The organism is Nocardia yunnanensis, from assembly GCF_003626895.1.
GTDB lineage: Bacteria > Actinomycetota > Actinomycetes > Mycobacteriales > Mycobacteriaceae > Nocardia > Nocardia yunnanensis.
This window is the reverse complement of record NZ_CP032568.1, coordinates 4,419,663-4,430,861: the sequence shown is the minus strand read 5'-3', so window position 1 is coordinate 4,430,861 and position 11,199 is coordinate 4,419,663. Positions and strand designations below refer to the sequence as shown.

The following is an 11,199-nucleotide window of genomic DNA, read 5'->3' as shown; positions in this document are numbered from 1 at the left end:
CACATGGAATTCCTGCGTCCGGCCACCTGGGCCGATGCCCTCGCCGCCCGCGCCCGACACCCCGACGCGACGCCGATCTGCGGCGGCACCGATGTGATGGTGGAGCTGAACTTCGACCGTGCGCGGCCGGCGGCGCTGCTGGATCTGACCCGCCTGACCGAACTCACCGAGTGGGCGCCCGAGGGCGGTCACCTGCGGGTCGGGGCCGGCGTCACCTACGACCGGATCATCACCGAACTCGGGGACCGGCTGCCCGGGCTGGCGATGGCGGCGCGCACGGTCGGCTCCCCGCAGATCCGCAACCGCGGCACCGTCGGCGGCAATCTCGGGGCGGCTTCCCCCGCCGGTGACGCGCACCCGCCGCTGCTCACCGACGACACCTTGGTGGAGGCGCACTCGATCCGGGGGGTGCGGCGAATCCCGGTGGGAGACTTCTACACCGGCGTGAAGCGCAACGCGCTCGCACCCGACGAGTTGATCGCCGCGTTCCTGGTGCCAGCCGCCACCGGTCCACAGCAGTTCGCCAAGATCGGCACCCGCAATGCCATGGTCATCGCCGTCACCACCTTCGCGGTGGCGCTGCATCCCGAACAGGGCCGGGTGGGAACCGGGCTCGGCTCCGCGGCGCCCACCCCGCGCCGGGCCACGGCGGCGGAACGGTTCCTCGCCGCGGACCTCGCCGCCACCGGGCGGTGGGAGTCACGGGCCGAGCTGGCCCCGCACACGGTGGCCGAGTTCGGCCGGCTGGTCGCCGAGGCCGCCGCGCCCATCGACGATGTGCGCGGCACCGCGGCCTACCGCCGCCACGCGCTGTCGGTGCTCGCGCGCCGCACCCTCACCTGGGCGTGGACCGAATATCGGCGATCCGGAAGCCGTTCGGCCGCAAGGAAATCGGGATGATCCGACCGGTCGGCGACACCCGGAGGGAAGGGAGCGGACATGCGTGAGGTGGCGGCGCAACTGCGGGACTGGAACGCCGCGGACGTGCGCTATGCCGTCGCCACCGTGGTGTCGGTGGCCGGGAGCGCTCCGCTGCCGGCCGGGACCGCGATGGTGGTCTCGGCCGACGGCGAGGCGGTCGGCAGCGTCTCGGGCGGCTGCGTGGACGGTGCGGTCTACGAGCTGTGTCTCGACGCGCTGCGCACCGGGCGGGCGGCGCGGGAGTCCTTCGGCTACAGCGACGCCGACGCCTTCGCGGTCGGACTGACCTGCGGCGGCACGATCGAGGTGGCGGTCGCGCCGGGACCGGTGCCAGCAGCGGGGCTGGCAGCGATCGCGGACGGCGAACCGGTCGCGATCGCTCAGTTGCTCGGGGCGCGTGGCGAACTCGTGCTGGTGTGGCCGGACCGCCACCTCGGCACGACCGGCACGCCCGACCTCGATGCCGCGGTGATCGCGCGGGCCCGGGACATGCTGGCGGCCGACCGTACCGGGATCGTTCGGCTGCCGGGCCCGATCGCCACCGAGGTGTTCGTGACCGCGTTCCGGCCGCCGCCGCGGCTGCTCGTCTTCGGGGTGACCGATTTCGCGGTCGCGCTGGTGCGCACCGGGAAGCTATTGGGCTCGCACGTGACCGTGTGCGACGCCCGGCCCGTATTCGCCACGCGCGCACGGTTTCCCGAGGCCGACGAGGTGGTCGTGGACTGGCCGCACCGGTATCTGGCCGACCAGTCCGAGCGCGGGCTGCTCGACGAGCGGACCGTGGTGTGCGTGCTGACCCACGACGCCCGCTTCGACATCCCGCTGCTCACGCTGGCGCTGCGGTTGCCGCTCGCGTATGTGGGCGCGATGGGGTCGCGGCGCACCCACCACGATCGGATGCGTGCGCTGCGCGCCGGCGGGGTCGGCGACGACGAACTGGCGCGGCTGCATTCGCCGATCGGGCTGGATCTCGGCGCTCGGACCCCCGCCGAGACCGCGGTGGCGATCGCCGCCGAGTTCATCGCCGCCCGGCGCGGCGGTGGTGCCGCACCGTTGCGCCGCACCGACCACGCCATCCACGCCACCACGCCGGGCGCATATACGCGGGCGCGCTAGCCCGGCGCTCAGGCCGTGCAGAGCGGTGTGATCGTCTCCGACCCGCCGGTGGTGGGACTGGTGAGGTACCAGCAGGGATTCTCACCCGCGGCGGTGATGGCCGCCCGCACCCGGTCCCATTCGCCGGGTTCCAGTGCGGGCGTGCGGGACAGCACGAAGCCCGACAGCCGATTCGGGTCGGTCACCAGCGCCCACGAGTAGTCCGCGCCCAAGGCGGTGACGATGTAGTTGGCCGGGCCGTAGCGCGCGTCCTGGGTGGGGACGCCCGGGAAGCTGACGTGCAGTTGCGCCCGGGTGGCGGGGTCGACGATCGTGGCCGTGCCCTGGATGTCGTTGGGGCCGCCCGACCAGGTGGTGCACGAATTGTGCACCACCACATCGCCTTGCGCGTCGAGGGTGTAGTCCGCTCGGGTGTCGCGGGCGCACACCAGGTTGAAGTACTGGGGCACGGCGGCGAGCTGATACCAGGTGCCCAGATACCGGTTCACGTCCAAGTTCGCGACCGGCGTCACCGGGTCGGCGTGCGCGACCACACCCGGCGCGGTGACCGTGGCGAGGGTCGCCGCCGCCAGCGCGAACGCGGATCCCATGGTGCGCAACACTTTCCGATTCATCGTGTCTCTCCTCCCGAGCGGTGTTCGGATTCATCGAGTTCGAGGCGCGGCGCCGGTCCGGCGGGCACGGCCGACTCCGCCGCGCCGGTGATATTGCGGACCATGCCGCCGAAGATCACCGCGTGAAACGGGGCGATCGCCTTCCAGTACAGGTGGCCGCTCAAACCGTGCGGCTCGAACAGGGCACGCTGGTGGTACACGCTGCCGTGCGCGCCGTCCGGCGCGACCGACAGTTCGAGCCAGGCCCGGCCCGGCACCCGCATCTCCGCGCGCAACCGCAGCAGCCGTCCGCGCTCGAGATATTCGACCCGCCACCAGTCCAGGGCTTCCCCGGCGCGCAGCCGGTGCGGATCGCGGCGGCCGCGCCGCAGCCCGGCGCCGCCGGCGAGCCGGTCCAGCCAGCCGCGCAGGCTCCACGCCAGCGGAAACGAATACCAGCCGTTCTCCCCGCCGATGGCCTCCACCACCGACCACAGTGTCGCGGGATCGGCGGACGTGTGCTGTTCGCGCACATCGGTGTACAGGGAGCCGCCGGACCAGTCCGGGTCGGTGGGCAGCGGATCCGACGGCGAATCGGGCGGATTCGCGTCCGACCAGCGGGTGGGCACGTCCCGGTCGCGAATCCGGTTCAGCGCCAGGGCGACCGCCCGCCGGTAGGGGGTCAGGCCGCCCGGCGGGTCCGGAATGTAGTCGGCGACCTGGTGATCGGCGCAGACGACATCGTTGACCAGCGACTCCATCAGGGGGACGGCGATGGCCCGCGGCACCGGGGTCACCAGGTTCACCCATTGCGCCGAAAGCCACGGTGTCAGCACCGGAACCGGCACGATCACCCGCCGCGGCAGCGCCGCCACCGCCGCGTAGTCGCGCATCATGCGGACATAGGTCAGCACCTCGGGTCCGCCGATGTCCCACGCGGCGTTGACCTCGCCGGTGAGATCGGCGGCCCGCACCAGGTAGTAGAGGACATCGCGCACCGCGATCGGCTGGATCCGGTTGCGCACCCAGCGCGGGGTGACCATGACCGGCAAGCGCTCGGTGAGGTAGCGCAGCATCTCGAAACTGGCCGACCCGGACCCGAGGATCACCGCGGCCCGCAGCACGACTGCCGGCACGGAACCCTTCAGAAAGATCTCACCGACCTCGGCGCGGGAGGCGAGATGCCGCGAAAGCGACTGTCCCGCAGGCGCTATCCCGCCCAGGTAGACCACGCGGGTCACGCCGGCGCGGGCGGCCTCGGCCGCGACGGAGGCCGCCGCGTCCCGGTCGACGCGGTCGAAATCCGCGCGAGTCAGCGAGTGGACGAGGTAGTAGAGCACCTGTTGCCCGGCCAGCGCGCCGCGCACGTCCTCGGCGCGGGTCACGTCGCCGCGGACGACGGTGACGCGGTCGCGCCAGGCGGCGTCCGCGAGCTTGTCCGGGTCGCGGGCCATCACCCGCACCGTGTGCCCGGCCGCGAGCAGTTCCGGGACGAGCCGGCCGCCGATGTAGCCGGTGGCGCCGAATATCACGCAACGCATGCGATCACCTCCTGGTCGTGTCCGGTCGATCCGGCGGGGCTAGGCGTACTCGCCGGCGAGGACGGCGACGGCGTCCTCGAGGGAGGACAGCTGCGTTCTCCCGCCCACTGCCTCGATGTCCGGCCATCCGGGTCCGGCCGGCATGACCGTGGCGCCGAGGCCCTCCGCCATCTCGAGCTGGTCGACCCGCGCGGTCGTCGCGCGCTGCGCCCACAGCACCACGACGCACCCGCGCGGCCGGCGCGCCAGGGCGTCCGCCAGCGCGGACATGGGAAGGTTCGCGCCCAAGAGCAAAGCGGCGCAGCGGTGTTCGGCCAAGGCGGCGCGCAGGACCTCGAGCGGCAGGGAATGCTGTTCGCCCTCCACGCATGCCAGCAATACGCGGGGTTCGCGTGCGGTCAGCGGGGGTAGCCCGCGGTGCAGGCTGGTGGCCACGGCCCACGACAGCAGATGTTCGACGTCGATGTATCCCTCGCCCGCGTCCTGCCGTTCGACAATGCGCTCGAAAGCCGGGCGGCACAACCGATTCCAGGTGTCGCAGACGCCGTGGTGGGCCAGGTGCGCGGACACCAGACCGGTCAGCGTCGCCACGTCCATGCGTTCGGCGGCCGCGAGCAGCGGCCCGACGTCACCGGGCGCCGGGGCCGGTTCGAGCAGCACCCGCGCGGCTCGCGCCGCACTGGCGGGCGTCGCGCCCGCGCGGATCAGGGCGGCCATCCGGAGCACGACCTCGAGATCGCCGCGGGTGTAGTAGCGGGTGCGGCCGGGCCGATGCTGCCGCGGGCCGATGCCGTAGCGCAGATTCCAGCTGCGCAGGGTGGCGACCGGGACGTCGAGCAACCGGGCCACCGCGCCGACGGTGTACTCCGTGAGGGCGGCCGGGTCGTAGTCGTGCGACATCACGGACATGGCCGTGCCCTTCGAACGCCGGCGCGGGCGGGGCGCCGTGAAGACCAGTTCATCGTTCCTCCGGGTGACGGGTTGGTTCGACCGTAGCACCAGACCGATGCAAAATCGATGCATCATGACGATCGCGACGTTGCGGCAGGCTCACCGGGCGCACTCCCCCACGTCGCGCCGCGTACGGGGCGAGCTATTGAAATAGAAGACATTTCAGTCATTTTCGACAGAATCGCGTAAATGCCTGGGATTCCGAATGATTCTCGCAGCCATCGCCCGGACAGCGGGTAGCATTTCGCGCTGGTCATCGATCACGGAGGAAACGCTTTGAGCCACACCGAGAACGAGGCGAGAGAATCACAGCTGTCTTTTCCACCGGCCGAGCCGCCGCCATTTCCGGACGCTTCCGCCTCAACGAATTTCGGCCGGCGCAAACTCGCCGCCCTCGCCGGGATCGTGCCCCTCGGCGCCGTCGCGGTGTATCTTGCCCGCCATACCGGTGACGGACATTCCGAGGCGCAAACGAGCACGACCACCACGACCAGCGCTCCGCACACCCTCACGACCAGGACCGCCCCGCCGGCGGATGTCGCTCCCGAGATCGCCCGCATCGGCGGCCGGCACATCGCCGCACTGCACGCCATTCACCTGCACATGAGCCATATGGCGACCTATGACCCGCAATCGCTCGACGACTACTTCGCGGGCGCGATCGACGCGGCGGCGGGCGCGTATCGCCAGCAGTTGATCGACACCAACGCCGCGACGCGCGCCTACATCACGGCCATCAACAGCCACAGCCAGGTGCTCGAATTCAACTGCGGGCTACGCGCCATCACCGGCGGCACCGCCCTCGGCATCGGCTACATCAAACAATCCATGACCAGCGATCTCAGCCCGGACCCGGTGGTGTCGCTGATCGCCTCGGCCGTGACCGCCGAGGAACAGCCGGACGGCCGCTGGCTGGTCACCGACTTCAAGCGCATCACCACCTAGCCTGCGCGACTTGGCAACTCCACACTGTTTAGTTACAGTCACTGCCTGTAACGAAACTCGGTGGTGCCGCGGACGACGGACTGACGGCACCACCACTGCCGAAGGAGTACCTCGCCATGAGCAACCACCTCGTCGCCTCGATCGCGGCCGCCCTGACCTCGCTGGCGCCGGGCGCGCACGCCGCCGATCGCGCCGACGACGGGCAGCCCAAGCCGACCGTGGTGCTGGTGCACGGCGCCTTCGCGGATTCCTCGGGCTGGCAGGCGGTTTCGGCGCGACTGCACCGGCGGGGCTTCCCGGTGATCGCGGTGCCCAATCCGCTGCGCGGCCTGGCCTACGACAGCGGCTATCTGCAGGGCCTGCTGGCCGGGATCGACGGGCCGAAGATCCTGGTCGGGCACTCCTACGCCGGGGCGGTCATCACCGACGCCGCGCCGGCCATCGCCGACGTGCGGGCGCTGGTGTACGTGGCCGCGTTCGCCCCGGACGCGGGCGAGGCGCTGGGCGGGCTGCTCGAAACGCACGCGGACGCTTCGGTTCCGGCGCTGCCGCAGCAGGTCTTCCAGTACGCCCGCCCGGACGGGTCCACCGGTGTCGAGGTATGGCTGAATCAGGCCGAGTTCGCGACGGCGTTCGCCGCCGACGTCGACGCGTCCGAGGCCGCGTTCCTGGCGATCGCGCAGCGACCGGTCGCCGCCGAGGCGTTCGCCGAACCGGCCACCGCGGCCGGTTGGAAGACCTTGCCGTCGTGGGCGATCGTCGCGACCAAGGACCAGGCGATCGCGCCGAGCCTGGAACGGTTCATGGCCGAACGCGCGGGCGCGCACATCACCGAGGTCGATTCCTCGCACGCGGTCATGATCAGCCATCCCGACGCGGTCGCCGACGTGATCGAGCAGGCCTACCTGGGCACGCGCTGACCGGTCGCCGAAACCGGCCGGGTCCATGACCCGGCCGGGCCATTACAGTGGCCGGGCGCAACGAATCCGGATGGGGAGGTCATGACACAGCAGCACACCGAGCCCGGTGCACAGCCGGCGCGCAAGTCCGGCCCCCGGGGCGGGCGGCCCCGCGATCCGGCCGTGGACGAGGCCATCATCGTGGCCACGCGCCGACGCCTGGTCAGCGACGGCTACACGCGAATGGCCCTGGGCGACATCGCCTCCGACGCCGGAGTCACCCGGCCGACCCTCTATCGGCGCTGGCCCGGCAAACTCGAACTCGTCATCGAGGCCCTCGACTACGGATTCCGCACCCAGACCGCGGCCACCCCGCCGCTGGCCCTCGACACGCTGACGCCCCGCGCGGCGTTCACCGAGGCCATCCGCCGCGTCGATCCCTGCTACTACAACCCCGACGCCATCGTGCTGCAGGGCGGTTTCATCAGCGAGGCCGACCGGGTGCCCGAACTGCTCGCCCACGTGGTCGAACGCGCCGTGGAACCCCGGGTCAGCCAGGTGGAGCATCTCCTCGACCATCTCGTCGAGCGGGGCGCGGTGCGACCGGGCATCGATACCCGCACCATTGCCACCATGGTTTTCGGCGCCTTCTTCGGCGCGTTCCTGCGCGGTGACGACGCCGCCACCCGCGCGGGTCTGCCCGACAAGCTCACCGACGCACTGTGGCCCGCGCTCACCACCGACGCGGGCGACGCTCACGCGCCGGGGGTGTAGTCCGCTGGATCGAAACGCGCTGTGCGGCGGGCGTATTCGAGGTGTGAGCCGGGCCAGACGGCGAAGACGCGGCCGGTGGCGGTGTGGTACCAGCCGGGGCAGCCGGAGGTGAAGACGGTGGCGCGCAGGCGGCGGTCGAGCCAGCGCTGGTAGTCGTTCTGCACCTCCGCGCGGACCTCGAGCCGGCCGCCGCGGGTCGCCAGGTGCTGAATCGCCATGCGGGCGTAGCGGGCCTGCTTTTCCAGCAGATATGTGATGGTGTTGGTGATGGAGCCGGTGTTCGGGCCGAACAGCAGGAACATATTGGGGAAGCCCGCGACCGTGATGCCCAGATACGCCTCGGGGCCGTCCTTCCATTCGGTGTGCAGGAGGCGGCCGTCGCGGCCGGTGATGCGGATGGGGGCCAGGTATTCGTCGGCGGTGAAACCGGTGCACCACACCACCACATCCGCCTCGACCACGGTCCCGTCGGCGAGCACCGGGCCCTGTGGGGTCATGCGGGCGACGGCGTGCGGATGCACCGACACGTGCGATCGATCCAGCGCCGGATACCAATCATTGGACGGCAGAATGCGATTGCAGCCCACCTTGTAATCGGGGGTGACGACCGCCCGCAGCGCCGGATCGCGGATCTCGCGGCGGATCTTGGCGCGCAGCCAGGCCTGGAAGACGGTGCGCACCGGGTCCAGGCGGTTGAAGATCATCGGCACCCGGGATTCGAACCACAGCCATTCGGCATTGTGTTGCAGGCGCGCCAGGCCCGGGACGCGGCGCAGTAGCGCGTGCAGCGGGCCGCCGGTGGCGTGGTCGCACTTGTTGGCCACCCAGTTCGGGGAGCGGGCGATGACGTGCAGCCGGTCCACCTCGTCGACGATGGCGGGCACCAGCTGGATCGCGCTGGCGCCGCTGCCGACCACCGCCACGCGCTTGCCGCGCAGCGACACCGCGGGGTCCCATTCGGCCGAATGGAATTGCGCCCCGGCGAAACTCGACCGGTCGGGCACCTCGGGAATGCGCGGGCGCGACAGCTGGCCGGTGGCGCAGATCAGGGCGCCGAAGCGGCGGACCTCGCCGGAGGCCAGCTCCACCGACCAGCCGTCGTCGGCGAAGGTCGCGGCCACCACCTCGGCGCCGAAGCGGATTTTGGGGGTGATGCCGAAGCGGTCGGCGCACCGGCGCAGATAGGCGTGAATCTCCGGTTGCGAGCCGTAGCGGGCCGACCAGCGGGTCTCGAGCGCATAGGAGAACGAGTAGATCGGCGACGGCACGTCGCAGGCCGCGCCGGGATAGGCGTTGGCGCGCCACACCCCGCCCACCGAATCACCGCGCTCGAAGACCTCGAAGTCGTGGATTCCATTGCGGCCCAATTCGATCGCGGCCGCCAGGCCGCCGAACCCGGCGCCGATGATGGCCACGGTGGGCGTCGTCGCTGTCATGCCGCCGACGCTAGGGGCGGCGGGCGGCGCGACCCATGCCCGATTCGGGCGCGGCATTGTCTTTTTCGGGCGCGGGGTGTGCGCTGCCGGGGGTGCGGCCGTTCCAGCGGCGGTAGGCGCGGGTGAATCCGGCCGCGTCGTGATAGCCGAGGCGGAAGGCGGTCTCCGACACGGTCAGACCGGCCCGCAGCAGCTCCTCGGCCATGGCCGCGTGGACCTCGTCGGCCAGTTCCCGGAACGAGGTGCCCTCCGCGCGCAGGCGACGGCGCAGGGTGCGCGGGTCGAGGTGCAGCAGCGCGGCGATGGCCGCCATCGTGGGCGCGCCGTCCAGCTCCGCCAGCAGCAGCGATCGCACGTGCGCGGCCGTGCCGCGGCGACCGCGGCGGAACTCCAGCAGCCGTGCGCATTGCCGCTCGAGTTCGCGCGCGGTGATCGGATCCGCCTGCGGCAGTGGCGAATCCAGTATCTCGTTGTCGAGCACCACGCGGTGGCAGGACAGCTCGCCGCGCACCTCGATCCGGCCGGCGTGGTCCCGTACCGCCTGCGCTCGCGCCCCGGTCAGCGCCGTCTCGATCCGCAGCCGGCTGTGCCGCCCGAGCGCGACCGGCAGCAGCCGGGCCACCTTGGTCAGTTCCCGTTCCACGAAGAATTCGCGGACGTCGGAGGGGATCTCGCTGTCGTCGCACACCACCGCCAGCTCGCCCGGGTGCTGGTGCACGACCGGACGGACGAAGGCGAAGCACAGATCCGCGTAGCGCACGCTGAGCCGCACCACATCTCGCACGCGAGCACTCGACATGAGCGCGTAACCCCAGATGCCGAGTGTGCCGAAGGTGTACCGCGCGCCCGCCTCCGTGCCCAGGCCCGGCCGGTCCCCCAGCCGCCGAATCAGATTGCGCGCCACCGTGATCTCGTGCCCGGCCTCGCACTGACAGGACGGCTGGTGCAGGTCCGCGTCGCGTAATCCCGTGCCCCGCAAGCAGTCCGCGGCCGACAGCCCGTGGTCGCCGCCGACCTCCACCAGCAGTCGCAGCGCTGCCGCGCCCCGAGGGTGATCCCACTCCGGGGACGGGTCGGTCACGGCGCGGTGGCGCGCGCCGCCCGGCCGGCATGCGCCGCGCGCAGGACATGGCCGCCGACCTGGTCGGCGGCGGTGCTGGCCGGCGCGTAGCGGGCGAGCATGGCGGTCCAGTCCAGGTCCTCGACCTCGGAATAGCCGAAACCGGTGAGCTTGTCGGCGATTTCGTCACGGGTGAACAGCGACAGCCACGGCTCCCCGATGCCGGCCATGATGGTCGAGAGCATCTCCACCACCGCGCGGCGCTGCGGCGGTAGCGCCGACGGGGGTTCGCTGTAGTCGATCACGACCTGCGCGGGTGCGGGGAGTTCGGCGATGAAGCTCAGCGTGGCGTCGACGGCCTCCCCGGTGAGGTATTGCACGACACCCAGCCAGATGAAGAACGTCGGAATCGTGGCGTCGAAGCCCTGCGCGCGCAATTCGCTTGCCAGGTCGTCGTTTTCGAAGTCGCAGGCGACGAAGCGCAGCCCGTCGGGCACCGCGATCCCGGCGTGCGCGAGGCGTCCGCGCTTCCAGGCTTGCGTATCGGGATGGTCTACCTCGTAGACGGTGAGGTGCGGGTACGGGTTGCGCACCCCGAACGTGTCCAGTCCGGCGCCCAGCACCACCACCTGACCGAACTCGCCGGCGCGCGCGGCCAGCGCGTCCTCGGCGAAGCGATGCCGCATGGCCAGGAACAGACGCGCCTCGTCGGGCACATCCTTGCCCGCGGACACCTCGCCCGCGGCGTCGTCGACGGCCCCGGCGAGAGCGACGGCCACCGGATCGGTGAAAATCCTCGGCTCGTCCGACGTTTGGTGCAGTGCCCGGGCGCGGGCGGCGCCCAGCGCGGTCCGGCTCAGCTGACCCACCCGCATGCCATATCCCTTCGATCGAGCAGACCAGAATGTTTCACGATGAAACGATCTTGGCCGATGCTAGGGTCGTTTCACCGTGAAAGCAAGC

11 protein-coding genes are annotated in these 11,199 nt (G+C 71.3%); 5 read left to right on the top strand and 6 right to left on the bottom strand.

Annotation, left to right across the window (positions count from 1 at the left end):
- Window positions 1-3: 3 nt before the first annotated feature.
- Both D7D52_RS20855 and D7D52_RS20850 read left to right on the top strand, forming a co-directional pair.
- Entirely contained in the window at window positions 4-900 is an 897-nt protein-coding gene (locus D7D52_RS20855) for an FAD binding domain-containing protein (RefSeq protein WP_120738833.1), read from the top strand.
- Between the two features lie 39 nt (window positions 901-939).
- The gene (locus D7D52_RS20850) at window positions 940-2,037 is read left to right on the top strand and encodes an XdhC family protein (RefSeq protein ID WP_120738831.1); all 1,098 of its coding nucleotides are present in this window, start codon (window positions 940-942) and stop codon (window positions 2,035-2,037) included.
- A gap of 8 nt (window positions 2,038-2,045) precedes the next feature.
- Here D7D52_RS20850 and D7D52_RS20845 read toward each other — a convergent pair whose 3' ends face one another.
- From D7D52_RS20845 to D7D52_RS20835, 3 genes are read right to left on the bottom strand one after another with little or no spacing between them, the layout of a single operon-like run.
- Entirely contained in the window at window positions 2,046-2,651 is a 606-nt protein-coding gene (locus D7D52_RS20845; RefSeq protein WP_120738829.1) for a lipocalin family protein, read from the bottom strand.
- Entirely contained in the window at window positions 2,648-4,171 is a 1,524-nt protein-coding gene (locus tag D7D52_RS20840; protein ID WP_120738826.1) for an SDR family oxidoreductase, read from the bottom strand. The genes D7D52_RS20845 and D7D52_RS20840 overlap by 4 nt, the downstream gene beginning before the upstream one ends.
- A gap of 39 nt (window positions 4,172-4,210) precedes the next feature.
- Window positions 4,211-5,080: a MerR family transcriptional regulator gene (locus tag D7D52_RS20835; RefSeq protein WP_246023196.1), complete on the bottom strand. Its 870-nt coding sequence runs from the start codon at window positions 5,078-5,080 to the stop codon at window positions 4,211-4,213.
- Window positions 5,081-5,398: 318 nt separating this feature from the next.
- On the opposite strand from D7D52_RS20835, the gene D7D52_RS20830 reads away from it, so the two are divergent.
- The 3 genes from D7D52_RS20830 (at window position 5,399) to D7D52_RS20820 (ending at window position 7,740) form a co-directional block, all read left to right on the top strand.
- The gene (locus D7D52_RS20830) at window positions 5,399-6,067 is read left to right on the top strand and encodes a hypothetical protein (protein WP_120738824.1); all 669 of its coding nucleotides are present in this window, start codon (window positions 5,399-5,401) and stop codon (window positions 6,065-6,067) included.
- Window positions 6,068-6,183: 116 nt separating this feature from the next.
- A complete protein-coding gene (locus D7D52_RS20825) occupies window positions 6,184-6,987 on the top strand; it encodes an alpha/beta fold hydrolase (protein ID WP_120738817.1) in 804 nt (267 codons plus the stop codon).
- 81 nt (window positions 6,988-7,068) lie between these two features.
- Window positions 7,069-7,740 (top strand): TetR/AcrR family transcriptional regulator, encoded by a 672-nt coding sequence (locus tag D7D52_RS20820; RefSeq protein ID WP_120738815.1) that lies wholly within the window; start codon window positions 7,069-7,071, stop codon window positions 7,738-7,740.
- On the opposite strand, the gene D7D52_RS20815 is transcribed toward D7D52_RS20820, so the two are convergent.
- From D7D52_RS20815 to D7D52_RS20805, 3 genes are read right to left on the bottom strand one after another with little or no spacing between them, the layout of a single operon-like run.
- Complete coding sequence (locus D7D52_RS20815; protein WP_162958444.1) at window positions 7,722-9,176, bottom strand: flavin-containing monooxygenase; 1,455 nt, start codon at window positions 9,174-9,176, stop codon at window positions 7,722-7,724. The two genes, D7D52_RS20820 and D7D52_RS20815, sit on opposite strands and share 19 nt — an antisense overlap.
- 10 nt (window positions 9,177-9,186) lie before the next feature.
- Window positions 9,187-10,257, bottom strand: coding sequence for an AraC family transcriptional regulator (locus D7D52_RS20810; protein WP_120738811.1), 1,071 nt, complete (start codon window positions 10,255-10,257; stop codon window positions 9,187-9,189).
- Window positions 10,254-11,111 carry a class I SAM-dependent methyltransferase gene (locus D7D52_RS20805; protein ID WP_120738809.1) on the bottom strand — a complete coding sequence of 286 codons (858 nt, stop codon included), beginning with the start codon at window positions 11,109-11,111 and terminating at the stop codon, window positions 10,254-10,256. Before D7D52_RS20805 ends, D7D52_RS20810 begins: the two co-directional genes overlap by 4 nt.
- Window positions 11,112-11,199 lie beyond the last annotated feature (88 nt).